Below are 19,241 nucleotides of genomic sequence, written 5' to 3'. Positions count from 1 at the left end.
GATCAAAACCGGTTATCACATTCCTTTTCTCTGAGAGGCTGTCTTAAAATTCCTTCTGAAATTTTTGAGGAGTCGGCGACATGAATGAGTTTTTGTCGGAATACTTCGTTCTGCTGAGCGATTTCGAACTGAGCGCACTGGTTTCTGCCAAGAATAGAGATGCATTTCAGCCCGAACTCAAAACATACCTTAATGCCTCACGGAAACTGAAAGAACTGAGACGACTCTCTTTTGCTCCGGAACTCGTGGAATGGAAGCCGCCTGTTTTTTCAGAAGAGGGCGACGGCACTGTCAAAGACGATACGGGAAAAATACGCGGAAAATATGCCATCTTTCCCCTGCCGGCGCGTCCGGGAGAACCTCAGATGGCCCTCGGTTACGACTGGTTCTGGGAAGAGTTCAGCGCATTCCTGTGTGAGAGGTCCTTCTGGGCGATCCTTTCAGGAAATCAGTTCAAGGTAATTGCGAAATCGGATGAAGGGGGCAAGGCCGACAGTTGCGGTGAACTGAAAGCGACAATCAAAGAGTTGTGGGCCGCATTCTGGGAGAAACTCGCTTCGCGGGAACATTTGAAAAAATCGGTGGAAATCTATTTGAACCATAAAACCCTGTTCAAGAACCAGGCTAAGGCGTGGGGAAGAGAGGAAGTCCCCATTCTTTCGGCAGATATGGCCAAATTTCTCATCCACTATTACCAAACCGGCAGCAACCGAAAAAAACTTTTCAAGGAAAAAAGCATTCCATCGGCTATAGACTCCTTAAAGGGAGTTTTAGAAAAAGGGAGTTATGCGCAGGTTGTTTTTCCTGAGCCGAAATCAGACAAGTTTGTAAAAGGAGGGGACTTTTTTTCAGGTAGGGATGCGAAAGAGGTTGCCTGCCTTGCCTGTGGAGAGATTCTCCCCAAAAACGACAGCTATAAACGCCTGGCGGTTTTCGTCAAAGATGCGGACGAAAGGCCGCAGTCGGGAAAATTGAAGGACGACAAGCCCTGCTTCTGCCCCCGTTGCGTTGCCACGGTTTTCCTATGCCCCGTGAAGTTGACTCCTGAAACACTCACCGTCCGCTTTCTCGATCCTGCCCGGAAAGAACTCCCAGACAGCAAAGACCTGCCGGCGGTCCAAATGGAATTGAGGAAATACGTCGCTCAAACGCTGCATGTGGCGGCCGGGAGTTTCGTCAGTTTGCACGTCAATGAATCTGTGGACCGGAAGCCGCTGGTTCAAACTTTTGGGGCCTATTCTTATGCGCTGTGGAAAATGGCTTTGACTTTTTCTCCCGAACTGTTCGCCCAGGGGTTCAGTGTGGAAGTCTATCCGGGAGAAGAAATTTTCACCTTGCCCCGCTGGCAACTGTGGCTGACTTCGGCGCTGGTGCACTGGGACAAGGTGTTCGAGTACCGGTGTTACAGCGACAAAAAGCTGAGGCCTCATTTCGGCCGATTCCTGCGCCTCATTTCTCGCGGTAAGGTCTTTGAGAGCTTTTATACCCTGCTGAAGGGCGGGGTGATCGAAGACTATTCCAGATCATGGAGGCGGTTTCAAATCCAGGACATTTGGGAACAATTTGAGAGAATTCTATCGAAGGAGGAACCCATGCCTATTCCGGACTACCCGAAAATAGTGGGCTTTGCCGGTCTGCTTTTGCCTTTGGCCGAGCGGGTGGAAAACAGCAAAACAGCGGGCAATGAAAAGAAGCGCGCTGTGAGTAAACTTCTGGAGGAAGTGGATCGTCCCATTCAGTACGCCTACACGGCATCCCGGGAGAGTGGGGCACGAGACTTCATTTTCTGCCGTCAGCCACGCAACAGGTATTTCTTTGAAAAGGCCCTGGAACTGCTCGGATGGGCCGGCGAGGACGTCGAGGAACTCAAAAGGGAAGGGGCAAGGATTGTCAATGAAAATGATGGGTTGTCATGGGCCAGGGATGCCGGGGAAAAGATCTTCATCGGTCCCGACCAGATCGCCCGCGTGACCGGCGCTCTGGTGAATGAAGGCGAGAAGCCCTACCAGAACGAAGCCGACTGGCGGGCATTTGCCTACCAGGCGAAGCTGGCATTGTGGAGCATGTTTCCGCAGCATCTCGGTTCGGACAATCAATAGGCGGCTCATTCTCGATTTGCAGCAAAACAAGGAGGCACTCATGGCAGGGAAGAATTCGGAAAAACAGGCCGAGAAAATTTCGAGCGGATTGCCGAAAACCGATGGCCCGCGAAAACACTACGACATTTATGCCATTCTCGAAGCGCCGCAGGAACTCTATTTCGGGGATGAAAAAGAGGTCAACGTCAATATGGTCGAAAAAGTGCGGGTCCAGACCTCCGAAGGAGTGATGGAAAAATGTTACATCAGTCCCACCAAACGGCGCGGAGTGGAAAGACGGTGCCTGCTTTGGAGCGATGCCGGGGGGCAGCTCCTCATGGACAAGTTGTCCTGCGGTATTCCCGGGACGTGCTGCAAGGATTCCTGCCCGGTCTGCGCCGTTTTTGGCGGGCTGATAGCAGGTGAAAAGACCTTCATCGGCCGCCTGACCCATTCGGGGGGTGTGGCCGTTTCCGGACAGATTGCATTGGAAAAGCAGCGTGCCATGCATCCGGCCCTCATTTACAAGGAAAAGGACAGCACCCCCATGCCTTACCGCAAGGAATACGCTCAGCCCGGGATTCTTTATCCCGTGAGCAACCACTGCCTTTCCATAAGCCGGGAGGAATTCACGACCGTGGCCTATGCCTTTCTCATGAGCCTCAACCGCCTTGGGGCTGGAAACCCCAAAGGGGTGGCCCTGGCGCGGGGTGGATGGGAGGGCGGTGTGGAGCCTCTGCTGGTGGTGGATGAATACCGGGTCCCTCTCGGAGAAAGGCCCATCCTGAGCCCGTCCCTTACCGACAACGACGAAGCGGTCAAAACTTTTGTGCAGCTGGCCGAAGATTTCCGCTCGGAACAGCCTGAAAAGTTCAGGAGAAGTACCGGGGCTTCCGCCCTCAAAGTCCTTCAGGATGCGGCCGTTCTGTTTGAAGAAAAATTTCTGAAAGCTTAGAGAGGAATTTTCCGTCATGGAATCCATCTGGATCACAGAAATGACCTTCAAGCCCACGGGTCCGCTGACCTTCAGAAGAATGCCCTCGGGAAGCCTGCCCATCATGAGCTATCCCTTCATGCCGCCGACGACCATGAGCGGCTTTCTTCAGAGGCTTTTGATCATTGCGGAAGGAGCTCAAGGGGAGGACGGGGGAGAGTGGCCCGGATACGGCGAAGATTGGTTTGGAACCGGTGCCAAGGGAAAGGAAAAGCCCCCGGGAAAAGAATTTACCCTGACCCTGGGAAAGGAATTCCGGACTCTTGGGGCCTACCCCCAACCCAACCAATGGAAGATCCACAAAACGAGGCGGCACGGCCCCAAGAATTTTCAACATGCACAGTTCTCTCAAATCCTTCGTGAGGACCATAAAGAAAATTACCAGCTGCACCATTGGGATTATCTTTTTTGTGATAACCTCAAGGGTTGGGTGGCCGCCCGTGAGAGCAGGGACCTCGACAGGCTTCGATGCTTGAAAAACTTCGGCGGCAAGGCGGGAAAGGAAGGCTATCTGTATGTGGCTGCAATCGAGCCTCCTCGTGAACTGTTTTTACAAGACGGGGATTTTCGGCCTGCCGGTCTGGCGCCCGCTTTTTTCAGTCCTTCCTCCGGGACCTATTATTCACTTTACGGCCATCACTGGAGTGACGAATACCTTTGGAAGAACGGGCAAAAAGGCGGAGTGGATGGATTTTTTCAAGTGGGAGCATGGTGGAATGTGAATCACCTCGGGGGGGCTTACTGGGCGCTGGAACCCGGGTTCGGATTTCCTGCGGTCGTTCCCGACCTTTTTTTAAGGGGAGATGTCGAACTTTTCTATCATGAGGGACAGTCATGAATCATTGGGGGCGCATCTTTTTTATCTATGAAGCCGAAGAGCTTTCATCCGTTTACGGACAGCCGCTCCAAAACCATGTGGGCAACTGCAGAAGCATTTTGGAGAAATTTGATACCCACTATTTTCATGAAGCAACCAGGGAACGGCTCTTTCGTGCGGTGGAACTCCATGATTTGGGCAAGCGGGACACTTTCCGGATTCGCAGGGACGATAAAACGCATCGGCTCCTTTACAGCTTTGCGGGGCACCGTTTCCGTGTGCCTCACGAAGATCCCTATATTGCAAGCCTCATAAGGGCTCATCATGAATTCTCCGTGGAACAGGTCAATCACGAAAGAGCGCGTCAGGGCTCGGAGAGCGAGAAGTCATGGTTTCCCGACGATCTTTATCTCCTGTGCATGGCAGACCAGCTCGAAGCGGAACTTGCGGTAAAATCCGTTGAGAAGAAAGACTCGGTTCCCCGCACGTTTATGGAATTCAGCACGGAACGGCTGGACGATGCCTTCAGGACATTTGGAGTCGTTCCATGGCCCTTCAGGGAAGAGGGTTTCACTTTGAGTGTCCGACTGAAAAAACTACCGGAAAAGGAATTTCGAGGGAAAGAACCCAAAGAGATAGAACGGGCATTGAAGAATCTTCCTCTCGATGAGGAAAGCGCAATCACCATCACGCTTGTGAGGGAACGCCGTCATGGAAATTGAAACATACTATCGGCAGGCCGTTGGTTTCCTGCCCAATCCCCTACAGAAGGCGGTGTGGAACGCCTATGAACAGGATGCGCATCCCGCTCTGCTCATTCGGGCGGGCACCGGTACGGGCAAAACGGAAGCCTCTCTGCTTCCCGCGCTGGCGGATGGAAGGAGGGTCGTCATAGTCCTTCCCACCAAGGCTCTCATTGAAGACATGGGGCAGCGGGTTGTAAAAATCGGAGAAAACCTCTCACGCGGCAATGCCCGTGAAGTGACCATTACCGTGGATATGGGCGGAAGCTGCAGGCGCTCGGTTTGCCGGTCGGGAGAGTCTTTTCACCAGAATTATCAGCGCCACCTCTTTGCCGACGATATCATCGTCACCACTCTCGACAAGTTCCTTTTCAGGCTTTTCGGATATGGGGAAAAAATCAAATCCTATATTTTTCCCCACCGCATTTTCGGTTCCGCACTGGGTAAACGCCCCTTTCTCATTTTTGATGAGGCTCACGATTACGATGGACTCGCCTTTTCCAATTTTCGCAAGCTCCTGGAAACGTTGTTTCTCAAGGGTAAAGACCTGTGTGTCATGAGCGCCACCCTGCCGGCGGAATTCGGTGATTTCTTGAATACAGTGGATGCAACTCAGGGGGACCTTGCAGAAGAAATGGCCCTCTTTCAAAAAGAGACGCGGAAAATGGTTCATGCCCGTAAAGGACTTCAACTGGTAGAGGCCCCCAATACATCGCGCGATCCCGAAGAGTTTCTGAATATCATGGAACGCGAAACAAGGAAACGCTTTGATCCGGCCAAGAGGATCATCGTCCGGACTGAACTCGTGAAGGACCTTGTGCAGCTCTATGGAAAGCTCAAAGATCTCCGCCCTCTCGTCTATCATGGAAGGCTCACCGCCGTTCAGCGCAGTTCGGTCATTCAAAAACTGATTGCCCGGCAGCGAGAGGGCGAAGGGTTTCTGATCCTCGCGACCTCGGCCATTGAAGCCGGTTGTGACCTGGATGCGCATGTCATTGTCACGGAACTCTGCAACCCAGACAGCCTGGTTCAGTTGGCCGGGCGGCTCAATCGCAGGGGAAAAATGGAAGATGCGGAGCTGGTGATTGTGGGCGATGGGATCAAGCCTTTTCTTTGCTCTCTTCCCGGAAATCTTTCAGACCGTTATCTCGAGGACCTGAAGAACATGGGGAACCGCTTCGATCCGACCGTTCTCTTCAATTATTTCCGCATGGTCCAGGGGGACTGGATGGGGGAGGTCCTCTTCGATATGCTGTGGGAATATGTTTACGAAGGAGAGCTGACGAGCAAGCCCCTCTGGGACCGGGGCATCCTGGTCACGCGGTGTTGGGAACCCTCCGTCACTTTATGCACCGGCTTGCATGAAAAGACGAACACTCCCATCAACCCTGTGCAGATCGGCATCAGCCGCCTGGCTCGCAATATCGGTAAGACGCCGGAAGAATTGAAAAAGGAGAAGGTAAGCGATCATTTGTCCATTGAAGAGAACGGGCAATGGCACGCAGAGCTTCTGAAAGGTTACTACAACCTGAACGCCGGCGAAGGAAGCTCGTGGGACATGTATCCTCTGGGGCAGCGGGTCAGTCCCTATGAAACCAGTTTATTCTGTGTGATCGGGGAAAAATTTGAATCGAAGTATTTCGATGCCGATTTGGGATACGTGGATATTCCTACCGTGTTGGTGAAAGGCTACAGGAAAGGATTTGAGCGCATTTTACAGTACAGACCGTTCCTGAAAAGCGATGGCAGGTTCGCTGTGGAAAACAACTCCGTCAAATACGAGGGAAGCCTTTGGGTATTGGAAATGGAGTCTTGACATGCCCGTCACCGCCATCATCAACCTTCGCTCTCTCACGGGGGGACTTGTGCCCCGTTCTTTTCACGCCCTCTTTCATCCCGTGTTTCTGAATCGGATGACTGCCGGCAACGCCACCGTCGGGCATGGCCTGCATGATTCCGGTGGGATGGCGCCGTTTTCCATTTCACCGGTCATGGGCAAAAAGATAAGAGAGAAAATCGTTGAAAACGAAACCTACCGCATTCGAGTCGCCATACTCAACAATGAACTGGAAGAGGTCTTTCTGGAAACCATAGCCAGGGGATTCTGGGACGCTCCGTTTGATCTTTCCGGATTGTTCTTTCAGGTGGAGGATATCGTTCTGGGAGAAGAGGAGAACGATATATGGAGCGGAAGGTTGGACTATGAAGAGCTGCTTTCCGAAGCCTGCAGCTCGGGTAAAACGACTTTGCATCTGTTGAGCCCCACTGCCTTCAAAAGAGGAGATCTGCATTATCCTTTGCCTGAACCCGCACTGGTTTTCGCCAACCTGGCGCGGAGGTGGAATCTTTTTTCCCCCGTCAAATTCCAGGAAAAGCAGGATTATAGTGATGTGAGCTACGCAAATCTCGATATCCACACCGAACCGTACGCCCTTCGAAAAAGCGGCACAGTGATTGGAGCCGTTGGAAAATTGACTTTCATCATGAAGGGGAGCGAGGCCGACCGGTGTTATTACCATACTTTGCTCCGTTTTGCCTTCTATTCCGGAATCGGAGTCAAAACGACACAGGGCATGGGGATGTGCCGGGTGATCGAGAAGCTGGCTTAGAGCCTATCCGCAGGGTTTTTTGCACCTTTTAAGGAGAGGGCAGGGGTGAAGTTTTGGAGACGGATAAGTTCTAAGGTTGAAAGATTTTCATCCTTCATTTGAAGTTTGAGGCGTCAAATGGAAGAACGTCTGATTCCCATATCCTGTCTCAATGCCTATGTTTACTGCCCCAGACGCTTTTACCTGGAATTTGTACGCGGCATGTTTGAAGACAATCTTCATACGGAGGAAGGGCGATCTCGGCATGAGGTTGTAGATGCCAGGGGCAAAGAGGGGCGGGCAGTCAAGAAGGAAGAATACATTCACCGTCGTTCCGTCATGTGGAAATCGGATCGGCTGGGCATTACCGGGCGGCTCGACCTGCTGGAAGAGGACGGCAGCGGGGAAGTCTATCCCGTCGAGTACAAGAAAGGCTACAAACCACGGGGGAGGGAACCCTGGTTGAACGATCGCGTTCAGCTATGTGCTCAGGGATTACTGATGGAAGAAAACGGACTGCCCTATCCCGGAAAGGGCTACCTTTATTACATTGCTTCCAAAGCTCGTGTTGAGGTTCCCTTCGACGCCTCTTTGAGGAACGAGACACTGAAGACCATAGAGGCCGGCCTGGCCGTAGCCCGCAAGGAAGAACTGCCTCCCCCGGTCTCCAACCGGAACCAGTGTTTTGCCTGCTCGCTCTATCCCATTTGCCTGCCCGAAGAGGAAGAAGTCATCCGTGGCAGAAAGGTAAATGCAAAATGCATATTGCCCAGGCGGCTTGAAGACCAGGTCCTGTACGTGGATAAACTGGGTGCTTATCTCAGTCTGTCGGACCGGCAGATTGTGGTGAAAGCCCCCGGTGGTGAGGTACTGGGGGAGGTTTCCCTCGAACACCTTCAGGAAGTTGTACTCTGCGGTCCTGTCCAGATGTCGACTCAGTTGCTCCACAGTTGCCTGTATAATCAAATCCCTGTCCATTACATGAGCCTTCGGGGACGTTACATCGGAGTGGCCAGCCCGTCTCTGCATCGCCATGGTTTGTTGAGGGAATCTCAGTGGCGAGCTCATTTCAATCCCGCTTTTTCTCTCAAGATTGCTCAGAATATCGTTCAGGCCAAGCTCGCCAGCAGCCGAACGCTTCTCATGCGTTATCTTCGCGATCAAAAGAAGGAACCGGAAGACAGCCAACTTATTGACCAGCTCAAACGACTGATCAGGCAGACAGAAACAGCCCTGGATCTGGATTCCTTACGGGGATTCGAGGGGATGGGCGGAAAGCTTTATTTCCAGCAGTTTCAAAGGTTCATCAAACCGGTGCAGCAGGAGCTTTTTGCTTTTGACGGCCGGGTGAAAAGGCCTCCCAATAATCCTGTCAACGCACTGCTCAGCTTTGGCTATTCTCTCCTTGCCAAGGATTGTGTGGGAGCCGCCCTTCGAGTCGGTCTTGATCCATACTGTGGTTACTATCACATCATGAAGTATGGGAGGCCGTCGCTGGCGTTGGACATCATGGAATATTTTCGGCAGCCCATTGTAGATTCCATGGTGATAACCGCCATCAATAACGGGGTCTTTTCGGCAAAGGATTTTTTAATATACCAGGGAACCTGTTATCTCAATGAACGGGGTAGAAAAAAGTTTATAGGTCAATATGAAATGCGAAAGAAGGACCATGTGACACATCCTCTCTTCCAGTATCGCATGAGCTATGAAAGGACCATTGAGCTCCAGTACCGAATTCTTGGAAAATATCTTTTGGGCGATATCGAAGAATACACAGGGTTTCGAATTCGATGAAAAAGAATTACCTCATCGGCTACGACATTTCGGACGGTAAAAGGTTGGGACGAGTAGCCAGGATCATGAAGGAATATGGCTACCGCCTGCAATACAGCTTTTTCCATTGCTGTATCTCCGAAATCCAAAAGAAGAGGCTCATGGATCGCGTACGGAAAGTGATTCATGAAAACGAAGATCAGGTCATCATTCTTCCCGTCCAGGAGAGTCAGCTCAAAAACCTGGAGTTCATCGGCGTGAAAACGCAGATAGAGATTGAAGGGGTGATCATTTTTTAGATCTTCTTCTGCGAGAGGTGACGGAGAAGAAAAAATGCGGGGAGCGCTCGCAATTCCTGTTTTTCTTTTGACATCAGGGTATTGGGTTATGAATAAGCCGAATGAATCTTGGAAAGGTAAGATGAAATACTCTCAAAATAAGAACATCTCGCATTCGGTATTGCAAGCGCTCAAAGTATATCCTAAAATTCGAAATGAGCTGGCCACATCAGAATTCCCTGCAAGGGATTGAAACTGAGCTGAGATCCACTGGATACAAGAACGCCCGTGCCGGCTGGCCACATCAGAATTCCCTGCAAGGGATTGAAACGCTTACGAAGCAGGCCTACGATGTCGGAGTGCTGCTGCAGCTGGCCACATCAGAATTCCCTGCAAGGGATTGAAACAAGAATAATGTCCTCCCCGATTCCGATGGGAGCCGTCCCCTGGCCACATCAGAATTCCCTGCAAGGGATTGAAACTGCGGCACACCGCATGTAAGCGATTTTTCCTTGATTCGCTGGCCACATCAGAATTCCCTGCAAGGGATTGAAACATGTTGGGGGCCGGGCAGGAATACGCCATCGTCGTGGACTGGCCACATCAGAATTCCCTGCAAGGGATTGAAACCGTCACGATAGGCATAAAGCAGCTCGACGTTATCCCCCTGGCCACATCAGAATTCCCTGCAAGGGATTGAAACCTGGCCAGATCCAGGCTGTATCCGGACCAAATAACGACTGCTGGCCACATCAGAATTCCCTGCAAGGGATTGAAACCTGGCCAGATCCAGGCTGTATCCGGACCAAATAACGACTGCTGGCCACATCAGAATTCCCTGCAAGGGATTGAAACGGTCTCCTCGCCCTCCATCACCATTCCCTGGTAGCCAGCTGGCCACATCAGAATTCCCTGCAAGGGATTGAAACTTTCCTGAGTGCGAGTTGTAGAGATTCGGCCCCGTCTCTGGCCACATCAGAATTCCCTGCAAGGGATTGAAACATGGAAGGCGGACAGGCGCAGGGGTTGTCGACATGGACTGGCCACATCAGAATTCCCTGCAAGGGATTGAAACAAATTCTTTGGGTAATGGGCGGATCTGTGGGATTGGCAGCTGGCCACATCAGAATTCCCTGCAAGGGATTGAAACATAAGAGATGCCTATGGACGGATTCAACGTGTAGGATTTACTGGCCACATCAGAATTCCCTGCAAGGGATTGAAACAGTACGGCAAAGTTGAGGGTTGAAATGACTCAGCATCTGGCCACATCAGAATTCCCTGCAAGGGATTGAAACCATCCGGTCCACGATCTCTCCCCTGGATAGATCGCTCCTGGCCACATCAGAATTCCCTGCAAGGGATTGAAACGATCTCGTCGAGGTCCACGAAGGCCTTGACTCGGAATATCTGGCCACATCAGAATTCCCTGCAAGGGATTGAAACGGTAAAAGTGGAAAAGTTCGAAGGAAAGCGGAAAACCGTTCGTGAGGCTTAGCAGGAAGGTGGTGGATGATATGTCCGATATAATAGATTTCAAAAAAACCATGGTTCCGATGTTCATAGGGGATTTTGATCATGTGATTCCAGATTTGCGCATCTTACAGTTCAAGTACCTGCTGAGGCCGGACGAAGTGGCGAACATCCTGCGCATATGCCAGTCGAAGGTGTATGAGCTCTGTGCTGAAGGCGTCATTGAAAGCGTGAAGCTGAAGAAGAGTGTGCGGATCAAGTCCGAATCCGTAAGAAAATTGATGGGGATTCAATAGGATAATGAAAGGATAATGAAAGGAGGGTTGTGTATGCGTTGGATATCCGGTTTGTTTGCCGCGACGTCCATGGCGCTGGTGCTGGCCGGTCCGGTGGGGTTCGTGCATGCGGGGGGCTGCCGTGACGGCAGCCGTGCGACGGTGTACTATTATGACGGCAAGGGGCGTATCGATGGGCGCAGCGTCACGCATGGCGATAAAACGGTTTATTATGACAGCCGGGGGCGCATCAGCGGCAAGAGTGTGACCCGCAAGGGCGAGACGGTTTATTATGACAGGCGGGGGCGCATCATCGGGCGCGCCCTGGCGCGGTAAATCCTGCGGGCATACCTGCGTCCCACTATTTTGACCATCGAAAAGGGGTGATCCATTACGGATCGCCCCTTTTTTGTTTGTTTTTATCCATCCTTTAAGACTCGCGGTTGATATCCGGAGCACTGGATCAGTAAGAAGGAAGTGGAAGCCGTATTTTTAAATCGTTGTTCGGATAGGAGGTTTGACCATGGTGATGCTTTCACTTCAGGAGCTGGGAGATGCGGAGCTGCTCGCCCGGTGCATCTACGGGGAGGCCAGGGGCGAAGGGCTCAACGGCATGATCGCCGTCGGCCATGTCGTGATGAACCGTTACGACGCCGGAGGGCGTTACGGGGTGGGATTGAAGGGTGTCATTCTGAAGCCCCGTCAGTTTTCGTGTTTCAACTCCGACGATCCCAATTTCAAGCAAATTACGCAAAGAGAGATGGTGGGCGATCTGATTTCCGTTTGCAGGAGTGTGGCCGACTTGCTTCTGGAGATGACCCCCGGGGCGAGGAGGAAGGAAGACCCGACGCACGGGGCCACGCATTACCACGCAGCGTCTATCCGCCCCTACTGGGCGGGTTCGTCCAACATGACGTTTTGCGTGAAAATCGGGAACCATCTGTTCTGGAAAGAGGGATAAAAGGAGGAACGAGCATGGCTCAGGCGGAGCTGCCTTCGAAGCCCCCCGTAAAGAGCAAGATCGAATGGGGTGCCAAGATCATTGTGCTCCTGGCGGCAATCCAGGACCCGTTCACCCAGTCTATTTTGCTGGGGCTGTTCAAGGACTTCAACGTGTCGGTCCCGGAGGGGATGTTCTCACGGATCATGGCGCTGCTGGGGGTTTTCATCTGGGTTTCCAGGAGATTTTTCACCAGCACGGTGATCGCAAAACCCAATCTCAAGGACCCCTGGAGCTGATGTGTCGCAATACGATGCTCGCGGTCCTCCTGCCGGCCCTTTTGTGCTCCTGCACCCTGCGCAACTGGGAATGCAGGCCGTGCATGAAGGTGGTTCCGAGATGGGAGGAAGGGGCCAGATGGAATGAGGCGAAGATCGGGACTTTTTTTGTAGGCGTCAACTGTCGTGAAAAAATGGACGCATCGGCGTTCCAGGAAGAAGTGAGGGGAATCGATGGAGTTTTTTGCAAAGATTTACCAGTGGGTCAAAAGAAGTGGTTTTTTTCAGAGGGTGGCTGCGACTCTGGCCGGTAAGGCGGCGGAGAGCATCAAGGACATCGCCGTGTCGGTGGTTTCGGAGCTGGCGTCCGGGAATTTTACCGGAGAAGAGAAGCGCAGGATCGCGTTTTCAAGGATCGAGGCCGCCGCGGTGCGTGAAGGCAAGGAGCTCGGCGCTTCGGCCATCAATCTGGCGATAGAAATGGCCGTGGCTCTCGTCAAGGAAGCATAGGCCATGGAATCCATAGCGATCAAGGAGGTGCTTACGATCCTCTCGAGCTTTGGGCTTCCCGGCCTGGTGCTGTTCATGTGGTGGCTGGATTCCAGGCGCTTCGACCAGATGTTGATCCAGTACCGTGAGCACATGACAAAGCAGGAGCGGTGGTACGAAAACAACGTGGAGCTCGTCTGGCCACATCAGAATTCCCTGCAAGGGATTGAAACAGGAGATAACTTTATGAATTGGTTGAAGGTTGTGGTGTTGTCCTCCGTATGTGTGTCGTTGTTCACTTGCCCTGCCCTGTCCGGCAATTGTGTTGGAATGAAAACGTGCGGCGAGAACCGGAAGACGGTTTATTACGACAAACAGGGTCGCGTGATTGGTACGGACAAGACTTATAAGAGTAAGACGGTCTATTACAACAAGCAAGGTCGCGTGATCAGCACCGGTAAGGCTTATAAGGGTAAGACGGTTTATTATGATAAGCTGGGGCATGTTATCGGCCATTCTGTAAAACGGTAAATATTTTATCCTGCAATCTGAATGCGGCCTTTGTGGGCCTGGCCACATCAGAATTCCCCGCAAGGGATTAAAACGAAATCTCCATGAAATTGCTATATTTTTTTCAGGCGCGAGGACTCGAAAATTCGCTCTGGCGAGTCGGGCGCACCCACAGGCAAAAAACCTGGACGGGCGGGCCAATGGAGGGAAGGGGCGTCCTCCCGCGCCTGTTATAGTCCGCGATATTGGCCAAATCTGAACTCCCTGCAACGGACTGAAACGCGCGAAATGTATGGGAAGTGATCTGTGTCACAGGGAATATCAAATCGATTTTGCATTTTATTGGTTGAATCCCGTCCGCGTTCTCATTTATTTTAAGCGAAGTATTGATATCTCAAATGCTCACTATCCATTACTTTAAAATGCAAAAGGAAAGGACAGGTCATGGCTAATTTCTTGTTTATCTTGAGCAAAGATGATAACGAGGCTGCAACCCGGTGCTTTCAATTCGCTAAAGTTGCGCATTCCAAGGGGCACAAGGTGAATCTCTTTTTTATCGACGCCGGCGTCATGTGGGCGGATTCCACCAGGGATTTGAGCCAGAAGACCGTCACCGGAGATTGTCCCAATGATTACCTGCCTTACCTGGTCGAAAATGAGGTCGAGATAGGGGTTTGCACTCCTTGCGCCAAAAACCGTAATCTCGATGAATCGAAGTTTTTCCACAACATGGCCCTGGATGGCGGACCGCACTTGATCGATATGGCGGCTGAAGCTCAAGTGTTCAACTTCTAGTGCACGGTGGAAAGAGTTTTCATCTTATTGAACGATTCAATTTTCGGCGATGACGCCATATGCAACCAGCTGCAAGCTCAGTGGAAAGAGTTTTCATCTTATTGAACGATTCAATGCTCCCTTGGGGGGCAATGCTGCTGAATGAAGCAAAAGGATTTCCCCTCTGGGGGGATTGGCATCGGGTTAAGCATAAAATTGCTCAATTGAAGATTCAAATTCCCCTTTCGGTGGGTCAAGGGGGATAAAGCTCAGAAAACATCCCCCTTCCCCTTCAAAGGGGGATTGTTTTGAAATGTCCCACATTAATTCCCATGACCGGAACGGTCACAACGAAAAATAAAAAAGGCCAAAGAAATGCAAGGCAAGGGGGAAAGCAGGAAACGCTCTTGAAAAGCGATGTTATCATGAACCATGAGCCATGAACCATGAGCCTTTTTTTGCACACGTGCTACGGTGAAATGGTTACCGGAACGGAGATTTCCTTCTTTCCCCTCAAGATTTTCAGTTCATGGTCCCGGGATTTTCCTTCCAGGGCCCGGTGAAGATCTTCTATGGACTGGAGGGGAACTTCGTCGATCATGAAAAGAATATCCCCTTTCTGAATACCGGCTTTTTCCGCAGGGCTTCCCGACGCAATTCCAAGGACTTCGAGCCCCATGCCTGAGGGCGCCGGGCGAAGCATGATTCCGAGGCGGGGGCGGTGCGGTGTCTCCATGGGTTCCGTAATCCACACATAGTTGCCAAGGTTGGGATCGAACAGGCTTTCAGGATAGTTGATGGGCATGGGGACCACCGTTTTGAAGGGCTGTTTGACCCTTTTGAAAGTGAGCATGGGAACACCCACCCGATTCATAATATGTCCCTTACCAATCAGCACCAGGATCTGCTCGTCTCCGGCCGATTTCGAGAGCCTCCGCGCCAGAGTTTCCGACATGGTTTCCTCCCAGGCCAGTTGCGCTTGAAAAAAGCTCTCAAAATCCCTGATGCCGCCTTTGACGTGCGCATCATATTGTTGCCGCACATAATTTTTGTGTGCGGGATCATCCATGTGAAAATCTTTGGCCACCTGGGTTTGTTCCGCGGCCGAAAGGGACGCAAGCCCCGATGAGGCAATTTTTTCAACCACCTTGCGGGGGGCATTCAGCGCCAGGATTTCAAGACGCTTTTCCCGGGCGAAATTCAGCATAGGGCGATACAGCTCGAAGGGAAATCCCCATACTTCGTTCCAGTCGACCTCTTTCAAAAATTCTTCCTCGGAGATCTGACCCTTGGAATACCGGTCGAGTATGGACTGAGACTCCCTGGGAAACATTTCCAGGGCAAGGACCAGTTTTGGGTTCCGCTCGTACAGGGATTCCAGGATCTTTTGCTGAACACGGTGATCTTCCGTGTTGGTGTGCGTCTCACCGACATAGACGATCCGGGCAGCGGCGAGGTCTTCCAGGAATTTCTCGAAAGAAAGGGTCGTTCCGTTGTTGGTGCTCAGAATTTCGTCCACTTTCAAACCCTCCAGAGGAGTTTTGGGCTTTGCAGGTTTCAACGAAGGAAGAGTGGCGCAGCCCACCATGAGAAGCAGGACCGTTCCCGAAAGGAAAGTTTTCTTGAAGGCGTTCAACATGGTTTAGAATCTCCTGAAGCGGATAAAATTGAAATTACACGCAAAAAGAAGCCATCAAAGACGGTTCATCCATTGAAGGTATTGAACGTTATGAGAATAGAGAAACAACAAGGCGCCATAGTGACGGTGTCGCCAATACCTTAATCCTCTGCCGCGGGGGTGGCAAGGCCAAAGGACCTTCAAAGCATGCGTATCAGCTTTCGATTTGCCGCGGGAAAAGCGTAGTCCTGGAGTTGGTCCGGCGTCACCCAACGCCCGTCCACGGCGGTTCGAAGCACCGGTTCCTGGTGCGGGCTGACGAGGGTGCAGAAATAGGCGTGCAGAGTGACCTTGAAAGACGTATAGTTGTGGCGGATGAGAGCGATTTTATTCAGCCCACAGATGTCGAGATCCAGTTCTTCCCTGAATTCCCGCACCAGGGCCGCTTCGGGAGTTTCATTTTCCTGGATCTTTCCGCCGGGAAACTCCCAAAGATGAGGCATCAGGCCGTGGGGTGGACGCTTTTGAATGAATATTTTCCCGTCGCGCAAAAGAAGGCCTATGGCCACCTGAATGGGTTGGAGGCTTTTGCGCTTCCCCGCCACCGGCCTCTGGTCCACAATGCCTGCCCGACGGCTTTCACAGGAACCACTGACGGGGCAGTCGCCGCAGAGGGGAGTTCTGGGAAGGCAGATGAGGGCGCCCAGTTCCATGAGTGCCTGGTTGAAGTCTCTCGCCATTCCTGAGGGGATCAATTCCTTCGCTGTCTTCCAGATGAGCTTTTGATTTTCTTTCTCCTTCACGGGGGAATCGATATCGAAAAGGCGTGCGAAGACCCTTTCCACGTTGCCGTCCACGAGAGGAAAATCCTCGTTGAACGCAAGGCTCATGACCGCACCCGCCGTATAGGGACCGATGCCGGGCAGCTTCAGGACCGCTCCGTGCTCCCGGGGAAACTCTCCGCCATGATCCGTCATCACGATGTGTGCCGTCTTGTGGATATTGCGCACCCGTGAATAATATCCCATGCCTTCCCAGTACTTCAGGAGCTCCTCCTCCGTAGCTTCGGCCACCGACGCTATGTCCGGGAAGCGTGCCATCCATCGTTCATAATAGGGGAGTACGGTTTTGACCTGGGTCTGCTGAAGCATGATTTCGGAAATCCATATTTCGTATGGCAAGTGGTTTCGCCGCCAGGGAAGCTTCCTCTGGTGCAGTTGGAACCACTGAAGCAACCCTTTTCGAATGGAGGCATATTTTTCCTTTTTCATCGGTACTTGCTTTCCTGTTCCTGCTTGAAAAGAATTACCCGGTATTCATCCTGGCCAATGGACAACCGGAGGATTTCGCCTTTTTCCGGTTTGAAGCGTATTCTATTTGATCTCAAGTCCTCATTGAGAATAAACTCTCATCTGCTCTTGCGGCATATCACGAGAGAGACGCTTTTATTTATTCTTTTAACACGTCTATCAACAGGAGATCCTGCATGAAGCAATTTTTTGATCCCCAGTGGGTAGTGCTCATCGGTGTTTCGAGGCAGAGCGGACCGGGAGCATATAACAACCTGGAAGTGATGCAGCGCTACGGTTACCGAGGACGGATCGATGTGGTGCATCCCAAAGTTTCAGAAATTTTAGGGAAAAAGACTGTGCCCCATGTGGATGCGCTCGATGGAATTCCCGATCTGGCAATCATCTCCGTGGGACGGGACAGAGTGCTGCCGGCCTTTTTGCAGTGCGCTCAAAAGGGAATCCGCCATGTAGTGGTGATCAGCCAGGGCTTTGCCGATGCGGATGACCGCGGAAAGGAGCTCCAGGGGGAACTGCAGGAAGTCGCCCGCCAGTATGGTGTCCGTGTGCTCGGCCCGAACACGATGGGGACGATCAACGCTTTTTCCAGCTTCAGCACCGCCTTTGTGGACATCGAAAAAGAGGACGCTCCGCCGCCTATTTCGGTAGGAGCTCAGACGGGCGTGCTCCAGGTTGGGTTTGAAAGCTTTACGGGGCGCCTCGGGAAGGCCATCGATATTGGAAATGCCGGTGGCGTGGATTTTATCGACGTGCTGGAATACTTTGAAACGGACCCTCAGACTCAAGTGATCGCCCTTCATATGGAAGGCATGCTGCGGGGGCGGGAATTTTTGAAGGTGGCCCGGCGCGTGGCGGCGAAGAAACCCATCGTTATATTGAAAACGGGAAGGAGCGCGGCGGGGGCTCAGGCCGCCCTTTCCCACACGGGATCACTGGTGGGGGAGGATGCGGTTATCGATACGGCCTTCAAGAAAGCCGGTTTGATTCGCGTGCGGAACATGGTGGAGCTGCGTGCCGCCTGTCAGGCTCTTTTGCATTTCCGGTCCATGGCGGGTCCGCGCATCGGGGTAGTGACGGCAACAGGGGCCTGCGGCATTATGACGGCGGACGCCTGTGAGGACTATGGCCTGGAGCTGGCTCCATTTCCCGAAGAAATTAGAAGTGAGCTGGAAAATACGCGCATTGCCTGGCACCGCCTGCGCAATCCCGTGGACATCTGGCCCCTGGGGATGGTTACAGGCTCGTTCGTCGAGGTGTTCAAACGCGCCGTCGGAGGGCTCCTGCGCAGCAGCGAGGTGGATGCAGTTTTTGCCATCGCGGCGGCCATGTCTTCCCCCCTGCACAAAGATCTGAATCTGGCGGATGCCGTTTTGGAACTGAACCGGGGCAATACGGAACAAAAGCCCATCGCCCTGTGGCTCTATGGCGGCGACCAGGTTGCACAGGGGGAGGTCCTTCGGAACGAACCGCATGTGGCCGCTTTTGACAGCATCGATGAAGCGGTCGCCGGGCTGGCTGCCGTATGGCGTTACAGCAAGTTACAAAAGGAACTGCAGGAGGAGGGTGCGGATTCCGGCCCTGTACTTCCCGTCTCGACGGGCCGCCCCGTGGCGGTGCCTTCCCGGGGTCTTCTTGTGGGAGAAGAGGCCTTTTCGCTCCTGAGAGAATATCAAATTCCTCTGGCGGTAGGGGAGTTGACGAAGGATGTGGAAGCGGCGGTTGCCCTTGCTGGAAAGCAGGGATACCCGATGGTCCTGAAAATCGTTTCCCCCCAGTGGCTCCACAAGTCGGACTGGGGCGGCGTCCGCCTCGGCCTGGAAAACGAATGTGAGCTTCGGAAGGCTTACGGTGAGCTGGAAGAGCTGTTTCGGACCCGCACGCCCCTGGGGTCTTTGGAAGGAATACTCGCGCAAAAACAGATCCAGGGAATGGAACTGCTCATGGGCATCAAGAGAGACCCGCAGGTAGGGCATGTTCTGGTCGTTGGAATGGGAGGCATCTATACGGAAGTCTTCAAGGATGTCGCAAGAGGACTCGTCCCCGTCGGTCGCCCGGAGGCCGAAGAGATGGTCGAATCCCTTCGCATCTACCCCATTCTCAAGGGAATCCGCGGCCAGGCGGGGGTCGATATATCCGCCCTGGTCGATGTCATGGTGAATCTTTCGCGGCTGGCCGTGGACTATCCGGAAATCAGCGAACTGGATCTCAACCCGGTTTTCGCAGATTCGCATGGATGCCGCTGCGTGGATGCTCGTATCGTTTTAGAATAAGCGTTTCGGGCCATTTGTGGGGCTGCTGAG

Annotated in this window: 19 protein-coding genes and 1 CRISPR repeat array; of the genes, 17 read left to right on the top strand and 2 right to left on the bottom strand. The window is 52.5% G+C overall.

Features of this window, described 5'->3' with window-relative positions:
• Window positions 1-80: 80 nt before the first annotated feature.
• The 16 genes from QMG16_RS14225 to QMG16_RS14150 all read left to right on the top strand — a co-directional run bounded on the left by QMG16_RS14225 (window position 81) and on the right by QMG16_RS14150 (window position 14,034).
• Window positions 81-2,099 carry a hypothetical protein gene (locus tag QMG16_RS14225; protein ID WP_281795259.1) on the top strand — a complete coding sequence of 673 codons (2,019 nt, stop codon included), beginning with the start codon at window positions 81-83 and terminating at the stop codon, window positions 2,097-2,099.
• A 40-nt stretch (window positions 2,100-2,139) separates the two neighbouring features.
• Window positions 2,140-3,033 (top strand): hypothetical protein, encoded by an 894-nt coding sequence (locus QMG16_RS14220; protein WP_281795256.1) that lies wholly within the window; start codon window positions 2,140-2,142, stop codon window positions 3,031-3,033.
• Window positions 3,034-3,049: 16 nt separating this feature from the next.
• Window positions 3,050-3,910 (top strand): hypothetical protein, encoded by an 861-nt coding sequence (locus tag QMG16_RS14215; RefSeq protein ID WP_281795255.1) that lies wholly within the window; start codon window positions 3,050-3,052, stop codon window positions 3,908-3,910.
• The gene (locus tag QMG16_RS14210; RefSeq protein WP_281795253.1) at window positions 3,907-4,611 is read left to right on the top strand and encodes a hypothetical protein; all 705 of its coding nucleotides are present in this window, start codon (window positions 3,907-3,909) and stop codon (window positions 4,609-4,611) included. The genes QMG16_RS14215 and QMG16_RS14210 overlap by 4 nt, the downstream gene beginning before the upstream one ends.
• Window positions 4,601-6,448 carry a CRISPR-associated helicase Cas3' gene (gene cas3, locus QMG16_RS14205; protein WP_281795250.1) on the top strand — a complete coding sequence of 616 codons (1,848 nt, stop codon included), beginning with the start codon at window positions 4,601-4,603 and terminating at the stop codon, window positions 6,446-6,448. Before QMG16_RS14210 ends, cas3 begins: the two co-directional genes overlap by 11 nt.
• Window position 6,449: 1 nt before the next feature.
• The gene (cas6, locus tag QMG16_RS14200; protein ID WP_281795248.1) at window positions 6,450-7,241 is read left to right on the top strand and encodes a CRISPR-associated endoribonuclease Cas6; all 792 of its coding nucleotides are present in this window, start codon (window positions 6,450-6,452) and stop codon (window positions 7,239-7,241) included.
• 117 nt (window positions 7,242-7,358) lie between these two features.
• On the top strand, window positions 7,359-9,017 hold the full coding sequence (cas4g/cas1g, locus tag QMG16_RS14195; RefSeq protein WP_281795246.1) for a CRISPR-associated endonuclease Cas4g/Cas1g: 1,659 nt from the start codon (window positions 7,359-7,361) through the stop codon (window positions 9,015-9,017).
• A complete protein-coding gene (cas2, locus tag QMG16_RS14190) occupies window positions 9,014-9,295 on the top strand; it encodes a CRISPR-associated endonuclease Cas2 (protein ID WP_281795243.1) in 282 nt (93 codons plus the stop codon). Before cas4g/cas1g ends, cas2 begins: the two co-directional genes overlap by 4 nt.
• Window positions 9,296-9,494: 199 nt before the next feature.
• Window positions 9,495-10,720: a CRISPR direct-repeat array (repeat unit 36 nt; unit sequence CTGGCCACATCAGAATTCCCTGCAAGGGATTGAAAC).
• A 71-nt stretch (window positions 10,721-10,791) separates the two neighbouring features.
• Window positions 10,792-11,043: a helix-turn-helix domain-containing protein gene (locus tag QMG16_RS14185; RefSeq protein WP_281795240.1), complete on the top strand. Its 252-nt coding sequence runs from the start codon at window positions 10,792-10,794 to the stop codon at window positions 11,041-11,043.
• Window positions 11,044-11,070: 27 nt separating this feature from the next.
• Window positions 11,071-11,358 carry a hypothetical protein gene (locus QMG16_RS14180; protein ID WP_281795238.1) on the top strand — a complete coding sequence of 96 codons (288 nt, stop codon included), beginning with the start codon at window positions 11,071-11,073 and terminating at the stop codon, window positions 11,356-11,358.
• A 187-nt stretch (window positions 11,359-11,545) separates the two neighbouring features.
• On the top strand, window positions 11,546-11,983 hold the full coding sequence (locus tag QMG16_RS14175) for a cell wall hydrolase (protein WP_281795237.1): 438 nt from the start codon (window positions 11,546-11,548) through the stop codon (window positions 11,981-11,983).
• Window positions 11,984-11,997: 14 nt separating this feature from the next.
• The gene (locus QMG16_RS14170; protein ID WP_281795235.1) at window positions 11,998-12,261 is read left to right on the top strand and encodes a hypothetical protein; all 264 of its coding nucleotides are present in this window, start codon (window positions 11,998-12,000) and stop codon (window positions 12,259-12,261) included.
• Between the two features lies 1 nt (window position 12,262).
• Window positions 12,263-12,388: a hypothetical protein gene (locus tag QMG16_RS14165; RefSeq protein ID WP_281795233.1), complete on the top strand. Its 126-nt coding sequence runs from the start codon at window positions 12,263-12,265 to the stop codon at window positions 12,386-12,388.
• 86 nt (window positions 12,389-12,474) lie between these two features.
• Window positions 12,475-12,750, top strand: coding sequence for a phage holin, LLH family (locus QMG16_RS14160; RefSeq protein ID WP_281795230.1), 276 nt, complete (start codon window positions 12,475-12,477; stop codon window positions 12,748-12,750).
• Between the two features lie 3 nt (window positions 12,751-12,753).
• Window positions 12,754-13,260 (top strand): hypothetical protein, encoded by a 507-nt coding sequence (locus QMG16_RS14155; protein ID WP_281795228.1) that lies wholly within the window; start codon window positions 12,754-12,756, stop codon window positions 13,258-13,260.
• A gap of 423 nt (window positions 13,261-13,683) precedes the next feature.
• Entirely contained in the window at window positions 13,684-14,034 is a 351-nt protein-coding gene (locus tag QMG16_RS14150) for a DsrE family protein (protein WP_281795225.1), read from the top strand.
• Window positions 14,035-14,482: 448 nt separating this feature from the next.
• On the opposite strand, the gene QMG16_RS14145 is transcribed toward QMG16_RS14150, so the two are convergent.
• Both QMG16_RS14145 and mutY read right to left on the bottom strand, forming a co-directional pair.
• A complete protein-coding gene (locus QMG16_RS14145) occupies window positions 14,483-15,652 on the bottom strand; it encodes a ChaN family lipoprotein (RefSeq protein ID WP_281795222.1) in 1,170 nt (389 codons plus the stop codon).
• 179 nt (window positions 15,653-15,831) lie between these two features.
• The gene (mutY, locus tag QMG16_RS14140; protein WP_281795219.1) at window positions 15,832-16,902 is read right to left on the bottom strand and encodes an A/G-specific adenine glycosylase; all 1,071 of its coding nucleotides are present in this window, start codon (window positions 16,900-16,902) and stop codon (window positions 15,832-15,834) included.
• Window positions 16,903-17,117: 215 nt separating this feature from the next.
• On the opposite strand from mutY, the gene QMG16_RS14135 reads away from it, so the two are divergent.
• Window positions 17,118-19,211 (top strand): acetate--CoA ligase family protein, encoded by a 2,094-nt coding sequence (locus tag QMG16_RS14135; RefSeq protein WP_281795217.1) that lies wholly within the window; start codon window positions 17,118-17,120, stop codon window positions 19,209-19,211.
• Window positions 19,212-19,241: the final 30 nt, after the last annotated feature.

The organism is Desulforhabdus amnigena, from assembly GCF_027925305.1.
GTDB lineage: Bacteria > Desulfobacterota > Syntrophobacteria > Syntrophobacterales > Syntrophobacteraceae > Desulforhabdus > Desulforhabdus amnigena.
Note: the sequence above shows the minus strand (reverse complement) of the source record. Positions and strands in the feature narration are given on the sequence as shown.

What these genes read in the sequence shown, in the direction of transcription:
- QMG16_RS14225 (WP_281795259.1), top strand. Translation starts at nt 81, where the DNA reads ATGAATGAGTTTTTGTCGGAATACTTCGTTCTGCTGAGCGATTTCGAA.
- QMG16_RS14220 (WP_281795256.1), top strand. Translation starts at nt 2,140, where the DNA reads ATGGCAGGGAAGAATTCGGAAAAACAGGCCGAGAAAATTTCGAGCGGA.
- QMG16_RS14215 (WP_281795255.1), top strand. Translation starts at nt 3,050, where the DNA reads ATGGAATCCATCTGGATCACAGAAATGACCTTCAAGCCCACGGGTCCG.
- QMG16_RS14210 (WP_281795253.1), top strand. Translation starts at nt 3,907, where the DNA reads ATGAATCATTGGGGGCGCATCTTTTTTATCTATGAAGCCGAAGAGCTT.
- cas3 (WP_281795250.1), top strand. Translation starts at nt 4,601, where the DNA reads ATGGAAATTGAAACATACTATCGGCAGGCCGTTGGTTTCCTGCCCAAT.
- cas6 (WP_281795248.1), top strand. Translation starts at nt 6,450, where the DNA reads ATGCCCGTCACCGCCATCATCAACCTTCGCTCTCTCACGGGGGGACTT.
- cas4g/cas1g (WP_281795246.1), top strand. Translation starts at nt 7,359, where the DNA reads ATGGAAGAACGTCTGATTCCCATATCCTGTCTCAATGCCTATGTTTAC.
- cas2 (WP_281795243.1), top strand. Translation starts at nt 9,014, where the DNA reads ATGAAAAAGAATTACCTCATCGGCTACGACATTTCGGACGGTAAAAGG.
- QMG16_RS14185 (WP_281795240.1), top strand. Translation starts at nt 10,792, where the DNA reads ATGTCCGATATAATAGATTTCAAAAAAACCATGGTTCCGATGTTCATA.
- QMG16_RS14175 (WP_281795237.1), top strand. Translation starts at nt 11,546, where the DNA reads ATGGTGATGCTTTCACTTCAGGAGCTGGGAGATGCGGAGCTGCTCGCC.
- QMG16_RS14170 (WP_281795235.1), top strand. Translation starts at nt 11,998, where the DNA reads ATGGCTCAGGCGGAGCTGCCTTCGAAGCCCCCCGTAAAGAGCAAGATC.
- QMG16_RS14160 (WP_281795230.1), top strand. Translation starts at nt 12,475, where the DNA reads ATGGAGTTTTTTGCAAAGATTTACCAGTGGGTCAAAAGAAGTGGTTTT.
- QMG16_RS14155 (WP_281795228.1), top strand. Translation starts at nt 12,754, where the DNA reads ATGGAATCCATAGCGATCAAGGAGGTGCTTACGATCCTCTCGAGCTTT.
- QMG16_RS14150 (WP_281795225.1), top strand. Translation starts at nt 13,684, where the DNA reads ATGGCTAATTTCTTGTTTATCTTGAGCAAAGATGATAACGAGGCTGCA.
- QMG16_RS14145 (WP_281795222.1), bottom strand. Translation starts at nt 15,652, where the DNA reads ATGTTGAACGCCTTCAAGAAAACTTTCCTTTCGGGAACGGTCCTGCTT.
- mutY (WP_281795219.1), bottom strand. Translation starts at nt 16,902, where the DNA reads ATGAAAAAGGAAAAATATGCCTCCATTCGAAAAGGGTTGCTTCAGTGG.
- QMG16_RS14135 (WP_281795217.1), top strand. Translation starts at nt 17,118, where the DNA reads ATGAAGCAATTTTTTGATCCCCAGTGGGTAGTGCTCATCGGTGTTTCG.